General features: G+C 36.4%; 20 protein-coding genes. 4 read left to right on the forward strand and 16 right to left on the reverse strand.

The window, feature by feature from the left end; translation table 11 throughout:
* Positions 1-283 precede the first annotated feature (283 nt).
* From AC6UD2_RS00005 to ykzS, 7 genes are all read right to left on the reverse strand, one after another.
* Positions 284-2,344: an LTA synthase family protein gene (locus AC6UD2_RS00005; RefSeq protein ID WP_500697620.1), complete on the reverse strand. Its 2,061-nt coding sequence runs from the start codon at positions 2,342-2,344 to the stop codon at positions 284-286.
* Between the two features lies 1 nt (position 2,345).
* Positions 2,346-3,410: a lysylphosphatidylglycerol synthase transmembrane domain-containing protein gene (locus AC6UD2_RS00010; protein WP_500697621.1), complete on the reverse strand. Its 1,065-nt coding sequence runs from the start codon at positions 3,408-3,410 to the stop codon at positions 2,346-2,348.
* Between the two features lie 4 nt (positions 3,411-3,414).
* Complete coding sequence (locus AC6UD2_RS00015; RefSeq protein ID WP_500697622.1) at positions 3,415-4,437, reverse strand: glycosyltransferase family 4 protein; 1,023 nt, start codon at positions 4,435-4,437, stop codon at positions 3,415-3,417.
* Between the two features lie 12 nt (positions 4,438-4,449).
* Complete coding sequence (locus AC6UD2_RS00020) at positions 4,450-5,634, reverse strand: glycosyltransferase family 4 protein (protein WP_500697623.1); 1,185 nt, start codon at positions 5,632-5,634, stop codon at positions 4,450-4,452.
* Positions 5,635-5,736: 102 nt separating this feature from the next.
* A complete protein-coding gene (gene ptsP, locus AC6UD2_RS00025) occupies positions 5,737-7,467 on the reverse strand; it encodes a phosphoenolpyruvate--protein phosphotransferase (protein ID WP_500697624.1) in 1,731 nt (576 codons plus the stop codon).
* Position 7,468: 1 nt separating this feature from the next.
* Positions 7,469-7,735 carry a phosphocarrier protein HPr gene (locus AC6UD2_RS00030; protein WP_039144692.1) on the reverse strand — a complete coding sequence of 89 codons (267 nt, stop codon included), beginning with the start codon at positions 7,733-7,735 and terminating at the stop codon, positions 7,469-7,471.
* Positions 7,736-7,848: 113 nt separating this feature from the next.
* On the reverse strand, positions 7,849-8,043 hold the full coding sequence (gene ykzS, locus AC6UD2_RS00035; protein WP_010022803.1) for a protein YkzS: 195 nt from the start codon (positions 8,041-8,043) through the stop codon (positions 7,849-7,851).
* 161 nt (positions 8,044-8,204) lie between these two features.
* Here ykzS and AC6UD2_RS00040 point away from each other — a divergent pair, with 161 nt between their 5' ends.
* From AC6UD2_RS00040 to AC6UD2_RS00050, 3 genes are all read left to right on the forward strand, one after another.
* Positions 8,205-10,220: an ATP-dependent Clp protease ATP-binding subunit gene (locus tag AC6UD2_RS00040; protein ID WP_039144694.1), complete on the forward strand. Its 2,016-nt coding sequence runs from the start codon at positions 8,205-8,207 to the stop codon at positions 10,218-10,220.
* A 91-nt stretch (positions 10,221-10,311) separates the two neighbouring features.
* On the forward strand, positions 10,312-10,611 hold the full coding sequence (locus tag AC6UD2_RS00045) for a MucBP domain-containing protein (protein ID WP_500697625.1): 300 nt from the start codon (positions 10,312-10,314) through the stop codon (positions 10,609-10,611).
* Between the two features lie 61 nt (positions 10,612-10,672).
* Complete coding sequence (locus AC6UD2_RS00050; RefSeq protein WP_500697626.1) at positions 10,673-11,161, forward strand: MucBP domain-containing protein; 489 nt, start codon at positions 10,673-10,675, stop codon at positions 11,159-11,161.
* Positions 11,162-11,191: 30 nt separating this feature from the next.
* On the opposite strand, the gene AC6UD2_RS00055 is transcribed toward AC6UD2_RS00050, so the two are convergent.
* The 7 genes from AC6UD2_RS00055 to recX all read right to left on the reverse strand — a co-directional run bounded on the left by AC6UD2_RS00055 (position 11,192) and on the right by recX (position 19,777).
* Positions 11,192-12,613, reverse strand: coding sequence for a C69 family dipeptidase (locus AC6UD2_RS00055; protein ID WP_500697627.1), 1,422 nt, complete (start codon positions 12,611-12,613; stop codon positions 11,192-11,194).
* Positions 12,614-12,671: 58 nt separating this feature from the next.
* Positions 12,672-14,249, reverse strand: a complete 1,578-nt coding sequence (locus AC6UD2_RS00060) for a peptide chain release factor 3 (protein ID WP_010022798.1) — start codon at positions 14,247-14,249, stop codon at positions 12,672-12,674.
* 69 nt (positions 14,250-14,318) lie between these two features.
* On the reverse strand, positions 14,319-16,343 hold the full coding sequence (locus AC6UD2_RS00065) for a CDP-glycerol glycerophosphotransferase family protein (RefSeq protein ID WP_500697628.1): 2,025 nt from the start codon (positions 16,341-16,343) through the stop codon (positions 14,319-14,321).
* 9 nt (positions 16,344-16,352) lie between these two features.
* Entirely contained in the window at positions 16,353-17,228 is an 876-nt protein-coding gene (locus tag AC6UD2_RS00070) for a hypothetical protein (protein ID WP_500697629.1), read from the reverse strand.
* A gap of 61 nt (positions 17,229-17,289) precedes the next feature.
* Entirely contained in the window at positions 17,290-17,700 is a 411-nt protein-coding gene (tagD, locus tag AC6UD2_RS00075) for a glycerol-3-phosphate cytidylyltransferase (protein WP_010022794.1), read from the reverse strand.
* 98 nt (positions 17,701-17,798) lie between these two features.
* The gene (locus tag AC6UD2_RS00080) at positions 17,799-18,944 is read right to left on the reverse strand and encodes an AI-2E family transporter (protein ID WP_500697630.1); all 1,146 of its coding nucleotides are present in this window, start codon (positions 18,942-18,944) and stop codon (positions 17,799-17,801) included.
* Positions 18,945-18,958: 14 nt separating this feature from the next.
* Complete coding sequence (gene recX / locus AC6UD2_RS00085; RefSeq protein WP_500697631.1) at positions 18,959-19,777, reverse strand: recombination regulator RecX; 819 nt, start codon at positions 19,775-19,777, stop codon at positions 18,959-18,961.
* A gap of 81 nt (positions 19,778-19,858) precedes the next feature.
* On the opposite strand from recX, the gene AC6UD2_RS00090 reads away from it, so the two are divergent.
* A complete protein-coding gene (locus AC6UD2_RS00090) occupies positions 19,859-20,308 on the forward strand; it encodes a flavodoxin (protein ID WP_500697632.1) in 450 nt (149 codons plus the stop codon).
* 22 nt (positions 20,309-20,330) lie between these two features.
* On the opposite strand, the gene AC6UD2_RS00095 is transcribed toward AC6UD2_RS00090, so the two are convergent.
* Both AC6UD2_RS00095 and wecB read right to left on the reverse strand, forming a co-directional pair.
* Positions 20,331-21,254 carry a YihY/virulence factor BrkB family protein gene (locus tag AC6UD2_RS00095; RefSeq protein WP_500697633.1) on the reverse strand — a complete coding sequence of 308 codons (924 nt, stop codon included), beginning with the start codon at positions 21,252-21,254 and terminating at the stop codon, positions 20,331-20,333.
* A 3-nt stretch (positions 21,255-21,257) separates the two neighbouring features.
* Positions 21,258-22,382, reverse strand: coding sequence for a non-hydrolyzing UDP-N-acetylglucosamine 2-epimerase (gene wecB / locus AC6UD2_RS00100; RefSeq protein WP_500697634.1), 1,125 nt, complete (start codon positions 22,380-22,382; stop codon positions 21,258-21,260).
* Positions 22,383-22,448 lie beyond the last annotated feature (66 nt).

Raw genomic sequence — 22,448 nt, forward strand, 5'->3', positions numbered from 1 at the left:
TAATTTTAAGCTTGTACACTTAAAACTACCTTACACTTGTAATCAAAATCTTGTTCAGTTTTCAAAGATCTACTCTTACTGATCGCCGTTTTGTTTTACCTCAACGCCGCATATATTAATATACCATGTGGTTAATTTGTTGTCAATAGAAAAGTCTGACTAATTTTAACCAAATTGTTTTGGCGGACTTAACGACAAGAACTACTATACCAAGTAAATAAAATTCCGTCAAGACTTTTTTATAAAAAAAGCATTTAGATTTTCATCTAAATGCTTAAATTGCCTACTTAAGCTCTGGCGCATCAGTATGATACATAGGAACAGTCGATTTTCCTCCATGCTGATCAATCAGGTCTGTCTTATGTTCTTTATCGGCTTTATCCAATTGTTCCATCGCATTCTTAGGTTTATAGTTATAATCTTTTCGATTTACTGGTTTGAATCCCTTTGGATGATAAAAACGAAGCAAATCGCCATAAATAACTCGGTCCGACAATGATAGGTCACTCGTTACATAATTTTGAATATCATCAACCTGTTGCTGTTGTTCTTTATTCAGTTTGAGATCTTGCCCAGTCTTAGAATCATAAACCGTTCCGCCAATCTTAGTGTATTGTGGTGTAACAAAATCGCCATCCCGAAATGGAACAATTTGGTTAGGATTATTCCCTAACAAATCATGTCCAAACTGAATCATATTATTATTCTTAATGCCTAATAGATGGAGTAAGGTTGGCAAAACATCTATTTCTCCACCATAAGTATGATCAACATGCCCATCCAAATTATCAGCATGAATCATAAATGGCACTTTCTGGAAGTTAGCTAAATCATAATTATTAACTGACTTTTTATTTAATAGTTTGGCAATTGCTGGTCGATGATTATTAGAAATACCATAGTGATCACCATATAACACAATTACACTATTTTTCATTAAACCACTCTTGTTCAAATAGTCCTCAAATTCACCAAAAGACTGGTCCAAATAGTGAGCTGTCTGAACATACGGATCGACAGTGCTATCCCCTGTTTTAAGTGCAGGGAACGATACATTCTGCTTATCCAGTTCATATGGATAATGGTTAGTAAGAGTAATCATTTTAGCATAAAATGGTTGCGGTAACTTTTCCAAATATGGAATGGAATCTCTAAACAAGATCTTATCTTTCATACCATATCCAACGTTGTATGAAGCCTTCTTCTTATAATAATTGCTATCGAAGAAGTACTGGTATCCCCATGACTTATAGGTATTGTCACGATTCCAAAAGCTAGGGACATCTCCGTGAAAGACAGCCGTTGAATAACCTTTCTGGCCTAATATTGCAGGAGCCGCCTGGAAAGTGTTCTGTGAACCATATGTAACCATGGCAGATCCCTGTGGCAAACCATACAACGAATTTTCCAGCATCATTTCAGCGTCTGAAGTTTTACCTTGAGCCACTTGATGATAGAAATTATCAAACGAAATCGTGTGTTGATCACTGTAAAACTTATTAATATTAGGAGTTACTTCTTGTCCATTAACCTTATAATTAATCAAAAATTGTTGAAAACTCTCCAAATGAATAATGAAGACGTTCTTTCCCTTTTCCTTTCCAAAGTATTTAACACTTGGATAGGTCTGGTGTTGGTTAATAAACTTCTTCACACTATTTAAATCAGAAGCCTTAGCTTTTGCTCTAGTAGAACTTTCTTGATGGGTCTGATAGGCATTAAAGGCCGCGTATTCATTTAACCCTAAATACTTAACAATATAGTTATTATCAAAAGTCCTCGTCAAAAGGCCACTTCGATCTGAATTAGCAAGTGAATATTCTCCACCCATTAACAAAATAGACAATAAAGTTATTCCAATCGCATAACGATACTTAAACGGACGATAATCAATCTTAATGATTTTAAAAACCAGTAATAAAATCAAGGCCAAAACATCTAGATAAATCAAAAAGTCAGCTGGATGCAAAATCTCCATCATACTTTTTCCTAGGTTATTCTGGACATCACCAGTTCCCTTAATAATTCCAATTGATAAAAAATCGGAGAATTCCCTATAATATAAAACGTTGGCAAAGAGCCAAGTTGATTGAAGAAAATCAATTATTAACATTAACCAATAAGAAAGTTTCCCACGAAAGTACAGGGCAATCCCAAATAACAACAGTCCTGAAGGAATCGGATTAACGATGAGTAAAAACGTTTGCATGCCACCTTTGACACCCAAACTAAAATCAACGTTATAAACAACCAATGTGGTTATCCAGTACAGAACGATTACCAGCACAAAAAAACCAATAGTGGTATTAAAAAAATTACGAATGCTTTTTAATATTCGAGACATTCTAGCTTCCTCCAAAACTCTTATGACTTTTGCCCTTTAATATCCTTCTACTCTTTTGTGCCTTCTCACTTGGTTTCATTACAAGCGCAAATACTCCAAGAATTAAGCCAAGGTAATACGTAAGAATTCTCCACAAAATCATCGCTAGTACAAGTTTACTTCCATTAGTGATGTAACTTCGAAAGATCATCTCAAAACTATATTCTGCTCCCCCAGCCCCACCGGGAATTGGGAAAATCGAAATAATCATTACAATTAAAATATGAAGACTAGTAACCATTACTACATTAGCATTAGTATAACCCAACGCAAGCATAATGAAGTAAGGAATTAAGTAATAAAAAAGGAGCTGAAAGAAAGTGATGACGAATACTTTTACCATCAATTTACCTTGATGAGCAATTTTCACACTTTCTTTATAAAAGTTATCAATTTTTTGATTTAAAGTATTTACTAACTTATAAAATGTATCATCTTTAACAAACCATTTCACCGGTTTAATACAAATATTAACAAATTTTTTAGTAAATGAGTGCCAGTACATAATCATCAATAATGACACAATTACAAACATATGAATTACAAATCCAAAGACAACAAACCACGCCAAAGCGTGCATCTTATCAATTACATAGTTAAATCCAATAATTAAAGCAATAAAGAAGTTGATTACAATCATTGCTTGATAAACCACAAATTTCATCAGTAAAGCCGAGCTTGCTCGCCCCCCATCAACACCAGATTGAATCAAGACAAACAATTGAGCTGGCTGACCACCAGATGAAAATGGCGTTATCCCATTGAATAATTGTTCAACTAAGGGAACCCGAATCGCATCCCGAAACGTAAAGTTCGGATCACTGTTACGCACTAACATATAAGTAATTACTGATTCAAGGCCAAAGTAAAGCAAGATGCAGCCAAGTGCGATTAAAAGCCACAATGGATTAATATCAACAATGTCTCTTATAAGCACACTAAACTTGATGTCTCTTGCCGCATACCACGAAATTAAGAGCCCAAGGGCAATCATGATAAGTAGTGAAATTTTATTTCTTCTGGACATTCAATTACCCCTTTTTCGCCTGGTCAAAATAAAAATCATGCCAAATCTTGGCTAGATGATCCTCGGAATAATAATCTGATGCTTTAAGTGACTTTTCCGCATACTGTTTTAGTAAGTTAGGGTCATTTAATAACACCTTAAGCTTTTTATCCATTTCAACTTCATTATTTGCTGAAATATAATATCCGTCAATAATCTTTTTATATAAAGATAAATTTCTTAACATAACTGGAATTCCACACGAAAATGCCTCTAAAACTGACATTGGGAATAATTCATTATACGACGGTAAAAGAAATAAATCAGCCATATTATAATAATTAACTAATTCTTTACGATCAACAATCCCAGGGAAACTAAGATTTTGGGGTGGATTATCAACTAATTTTTTCAGTTCAGAATACCCATCCGTCATTTTTCCAAATGAAAAGCCGCCAGCCCAAATAAACTGAATATCAGGATTTTGCTTAGCCAACTTACCAAAATCAATTACACCCTTCCGAGTTTGAACTTGGCCAGTTCCAAGAACGGTAAAACGATTCTCCTCATAACCGTATTGATATCGTAGTTGTTTCTTTTGGGGTTTTGAGATCGGATAAAATTCCTTTTTACTAACAAAATTAGGAATATATGTAATTTTTTGCTTGTCAATCCCATATTTCTCCAGTTTAGGAATAAACATAGGGTTTACAACTACAATGTGATCCATCCGCTTATAAAATGCCACTACATACTTATAAAAAATTTGTCGAAAAGGTGTTGGAATTTTTAAGCTTCCTTCGAGCGTTTCCGGCAAAAAATGAACATATCCAATCTTTCTTCCTCGTTTTTTTGAAAAGGTCGATAAATAAAAAGATGGATTAATGGTGTGGTAATGACTAATATCGGAACGATTAAATTTGTTAATTTCAATGTCAAAATCATTGGGAAAATGTTTTTTTAACATTGCAATCAATTCAACATAGGCACTCCCAACACCTTGGCCCTTTACTTTATCGGCCGTTGAAAACATGTCAATCTTTAACATCAACAAAACTCCTCAGTCAGATGTGTTAGTTTGTTTAGCTTTCGTTCGATCAAACTCTTGAATGGTATCCTCGTAAAAGCTCAGCATTTGATCTACAAAATATTCTGCAGAGATCTCATGCAATTTTTGTTCTCGTACATTCTGATAATCTGGATATCGACCACGATTTTGCAAATAATCGACTGTCTCTTCCACAAATTTATCTTCAGATTCAAATGTCATCCCAATGGATTTATCATCAATTAAGTCATCTGTATATGGACTTCGCGCCACAACTACTTTCGTACCAGCAGCCACCGCTTCAATATAAGTTAATCCCTGAGATTCAGAATTCGAGGTAGAAACAAAAACATCAGCCATTCTATAATAATCATTAACGTTATTGTTGTTAATCTCTCCAGTAAAAATAACGTGATCATTAAGTTTCATGTCACTCACTTGCTTCATTAAATCGTCTTCAGCAGGTCCCTCACCAACAATGACCAACATGGCATTAGGAACTTGCTTCAAGATTTTGGGCAAAGCATCGATCATTTCTGAAATGTTTTTCTCATATGCAACTCGACTGACAGACACCATTACCGGAGTATTGGAATTAAGACCCAGCTTTTTTCTGATATCAACATGATCATTTTTTTCATAGTGCTTCACATCAATCCCAGTTGGAATAATCCGAATAGGACTTTTCACTCCATAGTCCGTTAACTTATCCAAAACTCGCTTACTTGGCGCCACTACACCATCCATGTGATGACAAAAAGCTAACATCATTTCCTTTACATGGATGGGCTTCAATAGTTTACCGTTGGCAACATAATGCAAATAATCTTCATACATAGTGTGATAAGTATGAATACACGGGATGTTTAAATTTTTAGCAACAAATTTACCGATGATTCCAAGCGAAAATTCAGTTTGAGTGTGAACAATATCTAATTTAAGTTGCTTAGCGATTTGATAAGCTTGAAAAATCCCTCTAACTGCAATTCTTCGTTCGGTAAAAGAAATAAAAGGAACACTTGAAAAACGATAAATGTCTTTTTCACTATCATCGTTTTTTTCTACATTAGGATCAGTTGTGGTAAAAATGTATACGTGATTACCACGTCTTTCGAGCTCATCCTTTAATGTTTTGATTGATGTAGCAACTCCACTGACTTGCGGGAAGTAAGTATCTGTAAACAAACCAATATTCACGTAGTTTCCCCTTCTCTCTTTGACGTTAAACAAATGTAATTATATGGGTTTAAAATGTGGTTTGCAACTTTGTGTTCATCTATTCAAGTCTCAATGATACGTTTATTCTGGCATTTTAGAAGTGAAGTCCTGAATCATATTATTAACTTCACTAGTAGTGCCAGCGTTTAAAATAATATTATCTGCCAATTGACCTGCAGTTTGCGAATTGATTCTACTAATATAAGCTCTTGTTTTTAAAATTTGAGTGGGCGTCGTCGATAATTCATCCATTCCTAGTCCAATTAAAAACGGAATTACCTGAGGATCAGCAGCTACTTCTCCACAAATTCCCACGGTTTTTCCTGCCTTATGAACCGTCCTCACGACGTGACCAATTAGTCGTAGTACCGCAGGATCACAAGCTTGGTATAGATACGAAACTCGTTCATTCCCACGATCAACGGCTACCGTATACTGGACTAAATCATTGGTTCCAATGCTGACAAAATCCACCTTAGAGATAATTTTATCAATCATAATTGCTGCAGCTGGTACCTCAATCATAGTTCCTAACTGAACTGAACCAACCGGAACACCCTCATTAATTAAATTTTGTCGTTCCTCATTATAAATTGAAAGTGCTTGGTCTAGTTCTGAAATTGTCGATATCATTGGAAACATAATTCGGATTGGTCCATAAGCAGAGGATCTAAGAAGTGCTCTGATCTGGGTACGAAAAATAGAACTTTCCCCCAAACTATAACGAATGGCTCGATACCCCAGAAAGGGATTGGACTCTTTGTGCGCAATATTAGGTAAATAACTAACTAATTTATCGCCACCAATGTCCATCGTTCTAAAAGTTAGTTGCTTTCCATTAACCTTCGAGACGATGTTTTGGTAAATCGAAGCTTGTTCATCTTCACTCGGGAGATGATCAGAATTCATATAAATATATTCAGTCCGAAACAATCCCATTGAATCGGCACCGACATTTAGGGCGTTTTCAACCTCACTTTCACTACTAACGTTTGCCCCTAGTAAAAGCTTTTGCCCATCAAGCGTTTTGGTAGGCTGGTTTATAAATTTAGCCCAAACTTTTCTTTGTTGTTTAAATTTTTCTGATTTTCTTTGGTATTTCTTAATTTCATGGGGATCAGGGGCCGTAACTACCTCGCCACTACTTCCGTCAACGATTAATTGTTCCCCATTTTTTATGTCACTTAGACGGGGTTGTAATCCTAACACAGCTGGAACATCCATGCTGCGAGAAATAATTGCAGCATGGGAAGTTTTGGTTCCCACCGCTGTGACGATCCCAAGAATATTTTTCTTTTGAACTTGTGCGATTTGAGTTGGAGAAATGGAATTCGCAACGATTACTACGGGCTGGTCAATAAGCGAAAGATCAGGAGTATCAATATCAAGTAAACGTCCTAGAAGCTGGTCACGCATATCATTAATATCATGAACACGTTCCCTTAGATATTCGTCGTTCATTTTTAAAAAAATAGCTGCATATTGATTGAACACACGATTCAATGCAACTGCAGCATTCTTATTTTCTTCTGTTATGACCCGTTTAACTTCATTGATTAACTCTGGATCAGATAAAACTTCTAAATAAAAATCTAAAATATCAAGATACTTTTTAGCCATTTCGGCACTATTATGCTGTTTAATGTTCATAATAGTTGTTTTAGTATCTCGAAATGCTTTTTTAAGGCGTGCTTCTTCTTGTTCTATACCTAAAAAGGTATCTTTATCAAAAGTCAAATCTGGTTTAGCTAAACAATAAGCTTTACCGAATGCGATTCCATCACTAACACCGACACCTTTTAGGGTAGTCATATTAGTCGATCAATCCTTCATCCTTCATAGTCTTGGCAATTGCATCAAGAGCTTCCTTAGCATCGTCGCCATCTGCTGAAATTGTAATCTCAGCACCTTCGCCGACACCTAATGACATAACACCCATGATTGACTTTAAGTTAACAGATTTGTCTCCGTATTCAAGACTAATGTTTGAATCAAATTTACTTGCAGTTTGAACTAACAACGTTGCTGGACGAGCGTGAATGCCAGTTTCTGCAGTAATTTTGAATTGACGTTTCTCCATAATGAACGCACTCCTTTAATCGTTTATTTAACTCTATTTACAGTTTAAGAATATCAATTTATCATCTAAAAAACAAGTAATTATCATTAATCGCTTACATAATTGTCATAGCGCTAATTTTCAGATGAATAGTGATAGGTTAAAATACCCTTTTCACTGGCTTTGCCCACGATCCTCTTCCGGGTTGGAAAATTCATAAAAGCTTGTTGAAATTCGGGAAAATCTTTTGGATTAATTGTCAAATCTTTAATTTCACCATCTTTTAATTGATTTAATAATTTAGTAAAATCATCTTTATTTTTACTCATAACATCCTCCTAATTAACTTCAATCTTAACACATTTAAAACCATTCTTAGATCAGTCAAAATACTTGATTGAATATCATTAGTGCGTATAATATTCATGAATGGTCAATAAAGGTCAGACTTTTGTCTGACGATTTAGTTTAGCAAAAGGAGGCTTAAACTATGGAAGGACAAGGTTCATATGGATTTGGTAGTCTTGATGACTTTCTTCGCGCAATGCAAAATGGTCAAGTAAACGACTACCAAGTTCCACCACAAAGTGGACAAGGTAATGGTAGAAATGGTTCAAAATCAATTCTTTCTACCTATGGAACTGACTTAACTAAGAAAGCCAAAGCTGGAAAACTCGATCCAGTCATTGGACGTGATAAAGAAACCGCACGTGCCATTGAAGTCTTAAACCGTCGAGGTAAGAATAATCCCGTTTTAATTGGTGAAGCTGGAGTCGGAAAAACAGCGATTGTTGAGGGCTTAGCCCAAAAGATTGCTGATGGAACCGTTCCCCAAAAGCTACAAAACAAGCAAGTTATCCAATTAGACATGGTATCCATGGTTCAAGGTACTGGAGTTCGTGGTCAATTTGAAAAAAGAATGCAACAATTAATTAAGGAAGTTCAATCCAACCGAAACGTTATTTTATTCATTGATGAAATTCATGAAATCATGGGAGCTGGAAATGCTGAAGGTGGCATGGACGCTGGTAATGTTCTAAAGCCAGCCCTTGCTCGTGGTGATTTTCAGTTAATTGGTGCAACCACCATGAAAGAGTATCGTGATATTGAAAAAGATTCAGCTCTTTCACGTCGATTGCAACCCATCATGGTTAAAGAACCAACGGTCGATCAATCAATTAAAATTTTAAAGGGTCTGCAAAACCGGTATGAAAACTATCATTTAGTTAAATATACTGATAAAGCCGTCAAAGCGGCTGCTACCCTCTCCGATCGTTACATCAGTGATCGTTATCTTCCCGATAAGGCCATTGATTTATTGGACGAAACCGGATCAAGAAAGAACTTAACTTTAAACATTATCGATCCTAAAACAATTGATAAAGAAATTGATAGTGCCGAGCATGAAAAAGAAGTTGCTTTAGATAAGGAAGATTACGAACAAGCTGCTTACTATCGCGATAAGATCAAACGACTACACCAAAGTAAAGATAAGGGTGCTACAAGTGAAAAGCACAACACCGTTACCGAAAAAGATATGCAACAAGTTGTTGAAGAAATGACTAATATCCCAGTTGGTGAACTACAAACCAAGGAACAACAACAGTTAAAGGATTTGGCTCCGAACTTAAAGCAACATGTTATTGGACAAGACAAGGCTGTTGATTCGGTTGCTAAGGCAATCAAACGAAACCGAATTGGTTTTAATGGTAGTGGTCGTCCAATTGGTTCATTCTTATTCGTTGGATCAACTGGAATTGGTAAGACTGAAATGGCTAAACAACTTGCTAGAGAATTATTTGGATCTGAAGATTCAATGATCCGATTTGACATGTCAGAATATCGTGAACCACAATCAGTCGCAAAGTTGATTGGTTCACCACCTGGCTATGTTGGATACGATGAAGCTGGTCAGTTAACTGAAAAAGTTCGTCGTAATCCTTACAGCTTAATCTTATTGGATGAAGTTGAAAAAGCTCACCCTGATGTTCTGCACACGTTCCTTCAAATCTTGGATGATGGTCGTTTAACTGATTCACAAGGTCGAACCGTTTCCTTCAAGGATACTGTCATTATCATGACTAGTAACGCTGGAAGTGACGCAGAAGCAAGCGTTGGATTTACCCCAGAATCAACTGGTAAGACTCATTCAGTAATGGATAAGCTTGGACTTTACTTCAAACCTGAATTCTTGAATCGTTTCGATGATATTGTTGAGTTCAATCAACTCACTAAGAACGATTTGAATCAAATCGTTGACTTAATGATTAAAGACATGAACAACATGCTTTCATCACGGAACGTTCATATTGCGGTTACTGATTCAGCTAAACAAAAAATTGTTGAATTAGGATACAATCCTTCAATGGGAGCTCGTCCACTTAGAAGAGTAATTCAAGAACAATTAGAAGATCAAACTGCTGATTACTTCTTGAATCACCCAGAAACTAACAATTTAGTTGCCGATACCGATAAAGATAACAATATCATTATTAACGCTAAGTAACTAAGTTAGACCCCGATTAGAATTCTAATCGGGGTCTTTTTTTATTTCAAAAAATGGTAAAATCAATATAAATCATCAGTGGAGGAAAATTATGTTTAATTGGATGAAAAAAATTCTTTTGAGAACCGGTCATCATTATAAACACACCAAACATCGGGTCCATCAACCAAGCAAACAAACTAGCAACCCCACTCAAACCCCTTCGGTTCCTGATAACTCATTTAACCAGCAGCCCATACATAAAAGTTCCACATCAGAGACTAAACGTCCCTCTTCTAAACAATCCGGAGCAAAAAAACCAAGCACCGTCTTAATGGAGTTTGTGGATCAAGCTGGTAATCAACTCAAACCAACTGAAATCATTAGTGGTTCCATTGGTGACCCCCATTAATTTCATCGTTCCACAAATCCAAAATTACATTCTTATCAATATCGATGGATTAACTAGAAAAATGAACACGTCCAACCAGTTAATTAAATTCCATTACATGCCTAAACTTGGTCAGCCAGTTAGTGTTTATTGCTTCGATTTTGATACTTTCCGGCTTCTCCAGACCCCAATTATTGTGAACGGTTCTTTTCATCATCATTTCTCACTTCAGGCACCAGTTATCTCAAATTACGACCTCCATCTTTCAATTGGAGATTTAAACGGTCAGTTCACTGAAAAGCCCCAGAACATCATCTTGTATTATCGCCGTTCTAATTGGAAAGTGGTTCAGTCAGTTAACTATCTCGTTAAAATGAAAATTCCAACGTCGGTGTATGATTCACCCCAACAAAATCGCAAATACGATCAAATCTTACCAGCTGGATCGACATGGCGAGTTTTCACTGAGATTAAAACCAATCAAGGTGATTGGCTAAATCTTGGTGGTTCCCAATGGGTCAAAAAACATCAAACAATTCGAGTTAATAACTTTGACAAACGTTTAAACTAAAAAAGCCTACTCAAATGAGTAGGCTTTTTATTATAGATTTTTATCCATATTATAAGTTAATTTAGAAAGTGTAAGTCCCTTTTCAATCAGTTCATGCATAAACTGATAGGTCCGAGCTCGCATCTCTTTAACGAGCCGTTGGTTTTGATCCTTCAAAAACTCTGAGGCATCTGATTCACTCATATTCGATGCTTGATTAATAGTATCCGAAAGATGGCCTAAAAACAGTTCATTAGCAGACTTTTTAAAATCACGATCTTGTTGAATAAAATTACTGTAATGTGATTCAACAATCATTGATAACTTTCGGTACATCCAGTACGCACTCTTGTCATCCATAGTTAATGGAGTATTTTCGTAACTAGGATCTGTCTCATTAACGTTCGCAAAGAAGGGAACATATGGACTAAAAGCAGGAACCCCAAAATTCAACCACATAATGGTAGAACATTTTTCACTGACATCGTTTCGAATCTGAAGAACATGTGAATTTTGAGTTCGGTTCATTGAAATTGGTCGAAATTGAGTGTTAGATTCCTGTGGATCCTTAGCTAAGGGATCATACTTAGTTTCGTTATAATGTGAACTCAAAATAAATTCAACATCACTAACTTCAATCTTACGATCGGCTTTTCTAATAAATGGTAAGTCATTGGAAGTAGGACTTTGTTCAATCTCAGGATTCAAGACTTTTTGTCCATACCAAACTCGTGGGGTATTGTAATGATGATCAAACTCATTGTGAGTACCAAAAATATGTCTGAAATTAAAACCAGCTTGATCAGGATTTAAGTGGTATTTTTCCACAAACTCTTGCAATCCATCAGAATACATAAAGTTTTCAGGATCATCAAAATCAACCTGTTGGATTGCTACTTCATTTGCCACTACGGCATAACTATCATCTGGGATCCGCTGAGCAACCCAATGGTGACCAGTAACAATTTCCATATACCAAACTTCATTTTTATCACTAAAGAGGACCCCATTACCCTCTGGAGAACCATAGTTTTTAATTAAGTTTCCTAGGTACTTAACCCCATCACGTGCAGAATTAATGTAAGGTAACACCATTGATTGTAATGAGTCTTCGGCTAATCCATGTTCAACTAATGGGTCATGAGCTAAAGCATGTTCATTTCCATAAACGCTCTCAGTAGCACTCATGGCAACATTTTTCTCGTTAAAACCACTTTCAGCGTAAACCCCTTCTTTTTTAACATCAGCGTTAGGAGTCATTAAAATCCGATAACCTGATTTTGGCATCTGAGCTGTAAAACCATTTTGATTGGATTTCCAAACTTTATCCTCATTTTGATATGCAGGCTGAACGTAGAAACGTTGCGGCGTCAATGGCAAAAAAGTATCATCATTACGCGAAATCATCGTTGAACCATCAACACTAGCATCTTTTCCAACCATTACACTCGTGCAAGCACTTAGTTTTTTCATAATTCACATCTACCTCTCATAAATGCCAGTTTAAGACTAATATTGTGTTAATTCAATCCTAAAGCTTGGCAGTTAACTTAACATCAGGATACTTATCTTTAAACCATCGTTCAGCAAATTCGTTTTCAAATAGGAACAATGGATCTCCCTTCTGATCACGCACCAAAATGTTTCGGGATGAAGACATTTTCTCATCCAGTTGATCAGGATCAATCCAACGAGCAATCTTATGACCCATCGGCTCCATCACAACGTCAGAATTGTATTCATTTTTCATTCTAAACTGAAATACTTCAAACTGAAGTTGCCCAACTGCCCCTAAAATGTACTGACCAGTACTGTAATTAGTGTAAAGCTGAATGGCACCTTCTTGAACGAGTTGTTTGATTCCCTTGTGAAATGACTTTTGTTTCATAACATTTTTAGCTGAAACTCGCATGAATAGTTCCGGGGTAAACTGCGGTAGCTTTTCGAACGCAATTGGTTTCTTTCCCGTATAAATCGTATCACCAATCTGGAAATTACCCGTATCATAAAGGCCAATGATGTCGCCAGCAACGGCCGTCTGTACGTTTTCTCGAGTATTAGCCATAAACTCAGTTACGTTAGATAAACGAATGGATTTTTGGGTCCGATCAAGTGTAACATCCATCCCCTTCTGAAATTCACCGGAACAAATCCGTACAAACGCAATTCGATCACGATGACGCGGATTCATATTAGCCTGAATCTTAAACACAAAACCCGAAAATTCTGGCGAAGTGGGCTCAACTTCATTCCCTTGCAACGTTTTGTGAGGACCAGGAGCCGGAGAAAGCTTCAAGTAAGCATCCAAAAATGTTTTTACCCCAAAATTAACCAAGGCAGATCCAAAGAAGACGGGCGTCTGATCACCATTAGCAATCTTGGTTTTGCTAAATTGGTTCCCCGCTTCAGAAATTAGATCCATCTCGCTTCTTGCGTCTTGGTAAATACTGTCATCTTTTAACGGACTATCGCCAACAATATTGCCGTCATCATCTAACTTAATAAAACTTTCACCCTTGGCTTCCGTCTTATATAATTCAATTCGCCGATTATAACGGTCGTATAAGCCCTTTAAAATTCTTCCTGATCCAATCGGCCAATTCATCGGATAAGCTTCAATACCAAGTACATTTTCAAGTTGATCAATTAACTCCATTGGATCTTTACTGTCACGGTCCAACTTATTCATAAAAGTAAAAATTGGAATTCCCCGCATTTTACAGATCTTAAACAATTTCTTAGTTTGTGGTTCAATCCCCTTGGCAGCATCGATAACCATGACGGCAGAATCAACCGCCATGAGAGTTCGATAAGTGTCTTCTGAAAAATCCTCATGACCAGGAGTATCCAAAATATTAATTCGTTTCCCTTGGTAATCAAATTGCATCACGGAACTAGTGACGGAAATTCCACGTTTCTGCTCAATCTCCATCCAATCTGATTTAGCAAAATTGCCACTTTTCTTCGCTTTTACGGTTCCGGCTTCTCGAACAATTCCACCAAAAAGTAACAACTGCTCGGTAATCGTTGTTTTCCCGGCATCCGGATGAGAAATAATGGCAAAAGTTCTCCGTTTATCAACTTCTTTTTCTAGGTCTGCTTTTTTCATCTTTACTTCCTTTCTTTATAGACTGATTGTATACCATAAAACAAAAAATCCGGAAATTCCGGATTACTTTTAACGAATTTGCTGCATTACATAATCAATTACTTTAATTGAACTTAATCCATCATTAATCCTACAGAACCGATTATAAAAATCCATAAATTTAGGATCGTGTTCAACGTCACCATTCTTTAAGGCACTTTCAATCCCATTCATTAGTTGCTCAGAATCATAAACAATTTCCCCAGGCAAATCACGTTCATAGTTAAGATAAAATCCACGTAGTTCATCCTTATAAGTATGGTAATCATAAGGATAAAACAAGATGGGACGCTTAAGGTAAGCGTAATCAAAAAAGACTGAAGAATAATCCGTAATTAATAAGTCAGAAATCAGATACAAGTCAGAAATATTTGAATAATTTGATAGGTCATAAACGTACCCATGATAGTCAGACACGTCTAACACGTTTGAAATCAAATAATGCATCCGTAAAATCAAGACGGTATCTTCCCCAAAACGTTGTTTAAACTCATCTAAACTAAATGGTAGTTTAAAGGTATACTTCCCCTTACTTTCAAACTGATTATCACGATAGGTGGGTGCATACAGCACCACTTTCTTATTCCGTGGGATGCCAAGTTTATCCTTAATCTTATTAATTTCGGTTGGGTAATTGTCGTTGATCAGTTCATCATTTCGTGGGTAACCAACTTTTAAAATTTGATTTTCATAACCAAACGCACTTCTAAAAACTTTTGTTGAAAAATCATTGGGGGAAATCAAAGCATCCCACCGATTGGCCTCTTTTACAAAGTTATCATGATACTTATTGGTCGTGGTTCCAGGCATTGAAACTCGTTCAATATCCAATCCTAATTTCTTAAGTGGGGTGCCATGCCACGTTTGAACGTAGGTTACGTAATCAGGTTTAATGACCCAGGCTGGAAAACGAGCGTTACTGATCCATACCTTAGCTTTCCCCATGATTCGAACCCAACGCCCAGTATTTTTGATCACGTAATTTATATTATGATCCTTACAAAACTGCTTTTGTGATTTTTGAATTGACCACACAAAATTAAGTTTAGGATATAATTTCTTAAAAACTTGATAAATGGCATACGGACTGTCACTAACCTGGCGTCCCCCAAAGCTTTCAAAAACAATTGTCGTAGTAGCAAACGGTGTATGACCGCGCTTAAATAATTTTCTCAGTCGTAAACGATTAACTTTGCCAGCTAGAATCTTAAACGATTTCCACAAGTGGGTTAACTTGTGACGAAATTTAGCAATTTGCTTTGATGCATCCGGCTGTTTTCTTGCAACGACCCGTAATTGACCCTTATGGCCCTCTTTTAAGACCAATTCGTGATGATTAGCCAGTTTGGCAATGGTTCTAAATGAACTCAACGAGGTATCCATTACTAATCTTTGGCGCAAATGTTTTTCCTGATAATCATATTCAATGTAAAGACGATATGTATCCTCGTCATCAAGTTGTTCTAAGGGAATGGTGATTTCAAAAATCCCTTTGAAGGGACGCTTATACACTGGATAAGTTTGTTCACTTTGATCGCTCGCCTTTCTAAGAATAATGGCCATTTTATTAAGCTTTTGGTCATTAATTTGATCAAAACCAGTTAAACGCAGCATACCATTTCCAAATAAATTAGCTGAGTTCATTACAAATTGTTTGGCAGTCCGATTAGTTCGGACATAAAAAACTGCCATTCCTGATGGATCAATATCGTACTGATAATAAGCTTTAAAGCCAATTCGATGAACGGCACTGACGTACTCACCCTCAACTTGGATAAGTGCGCGATGCTCTGTATTTCCGCAAGAGTAATAAAGCTGCCACTGAAATTCATCCTGTCCAATCAAATCAAAGTGAAATTTAGTTGGATCAATTGTAATAATCGCCGTATTACCATTAACATTTTGAGCAGGCACGGGAACGGTAATCGAAGCTAAACTTTCTTTCTCAATCAGGGTAACAGTTGCATCTTCATTTGCATAACTAGGATTAACCAACTCAAATTCAATTTTCAGCTTTGATTGTTCTTCAGTAACGTTAGAAAGTATTACTCGCATTGTTTCTCCTTAATAGTTGAAAATTACGTTTCTATTGAGATATTTCGAAAAATTGATCATGTCATCCAGATCAATAAAAACAGTGGTATCACTGTTACCGCCGTACTGATTGATCAAAGAAACATTAAAAGCAGCCAAGTCACTGTATCGACTCGCATTACCATAATCTGAAATCACGTAGGAAGAAACCGCCGAATCCTTCATCACGTATTTTACGTTCCCAGTATTTTCATCATCATCAACTAGATTACTAACTGGCTTAGAAAGCTTTACACTCTTTTCAGGCGATTGGATAATGGAAGTCTTGCTTAAATAATACTGTTGCATGGGCCCTCCGGATAATTGATCAACACAACATGAAATGGCCTCATTTTGATTTAAAAATTTAGTTGTCCAATGATTACTATTAACCTGACTAGTTACAGCAACGGGTTTCTTTTGTTCATTATAATAAATCACTTTAGAAACGTCCGATCCCTTATAGCAATTTAATTTGTACAAACTAGATTGGGGTAGAATTTCATAGAGCTCAGCCCGAACTAATCCATTATCATCACTATAAACTTCGATATGATGGTTTTTAACCACTTTTTTTTGCACATTTAATGAAGCAAGATCAACATCTGTTTCATTATCTGGGTCTTTCGTCCCCCGTTGTTTATAGAAGATATCAAATAATTGCAGAATTTCAACTTGCTTATGATTTCGAAATGAACTTGCTAGTTCATTAATAAGAGCGGCCACGTATTGTGATTCGTCGTAGTTAAAAATAGAAATTACAATTTTAATTTCATTTCCATCATCAACCATTCTTCTAAGTCTATCTTTAAAATTAGCTTTTTGAGCTCCGTGAACTGAAGTTACCAAAAAAAGTGCCTGTGCCATTTTTCTCCCTTTAGACGCCAAAATATCCTAGCAATTAAACTAGGGTATCCGTGTACAAAATCTATTCTTCCCAATCACTTTTACTTGTAACACCTAAATCAGACTTGATTTTAGAGGTTGAAATCCCCTGAGTTCGTGGAAGATAAATTACCTTGCAGTAATCTTTAAGAAAGTCAAACTTCCCCTTCCAATCATCACCCATTACAAAAATATCAATATTGTGATTTTTAATATCAGAGATTTTCTGATTCCAGCCCTTTTCAGGAATTACTTCATCAACATATCGAATGGCATCCAAGATATACTTTCGATCTTCGTAAGAATTATAAGCTCGTTTCCCTTTTACGGCGTTAAACTCGTCCGTCGAAAGACCAACCGTCAACGAGTCACCTAATTCACGAGCACGTTTTAATAAACGTACATGACCCTTATGAAGTAGATCAAAAGTGCCATATGTAATTACTTTTGTCATAATATCTCCTGTAGAGGTTCACTTATCTTTAATTCATAATTAAATGTTAGCATATCTTCCATTACCGTCAATCAAATTAATTATTCCATAAAAAAATTTTAACTTGGTGCATCGCCCTTAGGGGTAGTATTGGAATTATCATGTTGTACTAGCCAAATATTATAACAATACTCGATAATTACTTTAGCAATCGCATAAACCGGAATGGCTAAAATCATCCCAAATAATCCCGCAATGTGTCCAGCTGCTAGTAAAATAATAATAATGGTAAGGGGATGAATTTTGAGTGACTTACCGATTACATTTGGATAAACCAGATTACCATCGATTTGTTGCACGATAATAACCACCACAATTACCCAAATAACTTGCATAATATTATCTGAAAAGGCAACGAAAAGCGATGGAATAATTCCAATGTAAGGACCAACGTAAGGAATGATGTTACATAACCCGGCAAATACCCCTAACAGAAGTGCATACTTTTGACCAATCAAAACGTAGCCTAACGAGGTAAATGTTCCAACAAACAGACACTCAATCACTTGACCTCCAATGTATCGTGAAAGCGTGTGATTCATCTTCTTTAGTAATGTAACGGTCTGTTTCTGATGATGTTTTGATAGAGCGGGCATTAGTTTCTCAATACTTGGTAATAACTTATTTCCATCTTTTAACATGTAAAATAAGATTACTGGAACCGTAATTGCTGTTACCACTACGTTAGTAGCCATTGAAATGATGGATCCGACACTACTAGTTAAGTTTGCAAGAACCGTCTTTAGATACGATGAATAGGAAGACTGTAGTTTATCAACAATGGGACGCCAGTCCACCTTTTTTAAAAATCCATAACGAGTAACCTTAGTTAATAATTCTTGGCCTTGTTTAGCGAACTCGGGTGCGGCCCCTACCATATTTGCTACCTGTGTAATTAAGCGGGGAACAAACGAAAAGACCATGTAAACAATGACGCCAATCACAATCAAGAACACAATGGCAGTTGCCCACGTTCGATTGATTTTCTTCGTTTTGGTAATTTTTATTTTCATCAGTAAATTAACGATCGGATTAAGCATATAGTACAAGAATCCCGCCAGTAGCAGGGGAACAAAGATGGTTGATACAAAAATGACAATTGGTGAAAAGATAAAACCAACTTTGGAACACAAATAAACAATTCCTACCGCAATTAGGATCTCAATCGTCCAAAAAAATAAAGCTGAATTCTTAAATCTGTTCATTTAATTCACTCCAATTAATTTTCTTTTGTGTCCAGAAATTGATCAATGTCATCCAGATCAAAACCCTTCCGATAAAGTGACTGTTTTGATTTCTGACGTTGTTTGGCGTCATCATAATTTCGATATTTGTGCCAGACTTTGTTACCCTCTTTATTTAGTAACTCATCTTGCTGTTCAGCGTCACCCTGAAAGTTCATCTCGCTAATAATGGTGTCAATATCATCAAATGAATAGCCCTTCCGGTATAGGGAAGTCTTTGTTTTTTGAATCCGCTTATTGAATGGAAAACGCTGGTTATGCGCAAAAACCTTTTTTGCTTGATTTTCCCCATTTCTTAGTACCGCTTCTTCTGGATAATTATTTTCAATCGCAATGTTAATGGATTCATCCGCAATTCCCTTCTGTTTTAAATAACGTGAAACATCCATGGGACCCTTGTTTTGCTGTTCAACAACTCCCTTTACATATGTATCAGCATAGTGCTCATCGTTAAGCAGATTGATCTGTTCCAGTTGTTCAACTGCCTTATCAATTGCTTCCAGATTATCTGAAAATGACTTTAATTTGTCCCTAACTTCCCTTTTTGAGCGTGTCTGATATGAAATAAAATTGATAGCCTTATTATATAACTTTGAAACATCATCTGCTGCTTTAATTTGATTGATCTGATTCTGATCTAGCTCTGAATCCTTAAAAATGCCAAATTGAATCATCACTTCTTCGCTAACTGGGAAGGCATAGTGATCATTAATGTACACATTATATCTTCCGGGTCTTTTTTGAGTGACGATCTTAGTCACTTTTAATTTTTTTGCCGATTGTTTGTCCAACAACGTCAACTCCCATCAAATTAACAAGTTAAAACTATTCTGATATACTTATTTGCAAATACTATAAAGGAAGTGGATTCACTCATGCCAAAAGCACACGTGATTTATGCCACCATTACCGGAAATAACGAAGATGTTGCTGACATCGTGACCGAGGGGTTAGAAGACCTTGGTGTCGACGTTGAAGAAACCGAAATTTCTCAAACCGATGCTGATGAACTTAAAGATACCGATATTATTGTGATATGTCCTTATACGTACGATGAAGGGGCTCTCCCCGAAGAGGGAATGGACTTTTTCGAAGATCTTGATTCCCTTAATTTAGAGGGCAAAATCTTTGGAGTGGCAGGATCTGGAGACGTCTTTTACCAGGAATACTATAATGTTGCTGTTGACGAATTCACCAAGGCTCTAAAAGCAACCAACGCTACTCAAGGGGCTGAAAGTGTCAAAATCAACCTTGAACCAGATGAAAACGACATTAAAGATCTCGATGAATTTTCACGCCAATTAGTCGAAGCAAGTCGCAAGTAATCAATCAATAAAACGCCACCACTTAATTTTTGGTGGTGTTTTTCTTTTCAGAACGAAATCTACGAGCGTTGGTAATAATTGAGCGAACTGATCCCCTCGTCGATTCAATACTTCCAGTATAATATTCTTGAACGCTTGCATTAATGACAGATCCAAACATCAAAACGAGTCCAATAAAATATAACCACAACATAATTACGATAAATGTTCCTAATGTTTTGTAAGCAGTAATATTTCTAAAAAAGTACTCAATGATCAACGAAAATGCTTGAGACAAAATCATTAGTCCGATTACTGAAATACCTGAACCAAAAATAGTATATCGAATCTTGGTTTTAACGCTGGGAACAAAATAATAAAGAAGCATAACAATTATAAATGATACTGCGATGATAAAGGGAATTCGGATCTCTGCCACAACTTTAGTTGCGACGGTGGAAAGATGCAAAATGGGTCTTAAATACATAATAATCCCTTGACCAAATCCTTGGAGAATCATCAAAATGATCAATAAAAGTACCAATAAAAGCATCCATACAAACGAAATTAAGCGATTCATAATCGGATTTTGATCATCAGCCACGCCATACGTTCGATTAACCGTTCTTTGAAAGGCTGCCATTGCTTGACTAGCAGACCAAATTACCAGTAGCAGTCCAATCGATAAACTTCCCCCACTATTATTATTATCAAAGGCTGATTTAATCATGGGAAGGAGCATCGTATAGATTGATGGCGGAACCGCTGTTTTGATGTACGTTAAAATATCATTTGGATCTCCGTGTAGTAACTTAATGATACTGCCCAGCATAATTAAAATGGGAAATAGAGATAGCAAAGCGTAGTATGCCAAGACAATGGCAGAATCAGACACATTTCCCATCTTAAAATGCTTCATTACCAATTTAATGAAAGAAACAAATTTTTGGTTTATTTTCAATTCCACAAGCTAGGACTCCTTTTTAAAAGTTGCCTCAATTGCAGATAAAATTTTCTGAGATGCTGTCCCATCTCCGTATGGATTATGTGCATCAGCCATTTTTTGGTATTCAGCTGGATGATCTAAGAGATCTTCCATAGCTCTTCGAATTGTCTGAGGATCAGTTCCTACTAACTTTAAAGTACCAGCTTTAACTCCCTCAGGTCGCTCTGTTGACGTTCTAAGTACCAAAACTGGTTTACCAAGGGACGGCGCTTCCTCTTGGACCCCACCAGAATCAGTCATAATAAAGTAACTTCGAGCAGCCATATTATGAAAATCAACCACGTCTAATGGCTCAATTAAATGAATGCGCGGATCATCTTTGAAAATTTGACGAGCCATTTGCTGTACAACCGGATTCAAATGAACGGGATAAACCACATCAACATCCGAATGATGATCGACTACTTCTTTAATGGTTTCAAACGTTCGTTTCATTGGTTCGCCCAGATTTTCACGACGATGCATGGTAAGTAAAATAATCCGATGTTTAGGATTAATCTTATCCAAAATGGAATGATGATAATGATCACTAACCGTTTGATGGAGCGCATCAATTGCAGTATTACCGGTCACAAAAATGTGAGACTCTGGATGATTTTCTTTCAATAAGTTCTTTTTACTTAACTCCGTTGGCGCAAAATACAAATCAGCTAGAACATCAGTTAGTTGACGATTCATTTCTTCCGGATAGGGAGAATATTTATCATGCGTTCGTAACCCTGCTTCAACGTGGGCAAGCATTTTTTTATGATAAAAAGTGGCCACTGATGCAGCAAATGTACTGGTGGTATCACCATGAACCAAAACAATATCAGGATCAGTCTTAGCAATAATCGGATTTAACTGGGCAATCACGGAAACTGTGATATCGCTAAGTGTTTGTGCTTTTTTCATAATATTCAAATTATAGTCTGGGACGATCTTGAAAATATCTAGCACCTGTTGCAACATCTCGCGATGCTGTCCAGTGACAACGGTGATGGGAGTAAATTGATTACGATGACGGTTCATTTCTAAAATAATTGGAGCCATTTTAATGGCTTCTGGCCGAGTTCCAAAAACGGTCATAACTTTAATTGGCTTTCCCATCTTTAACACCTCCGCTGTCTAGTATCTTAATTATATCAAAAGATTTGTCTAATTCCGATGCCAAAC

The organism is Fructilactobacillus sp. X2R5C2 (assembly GCF_059901375.1).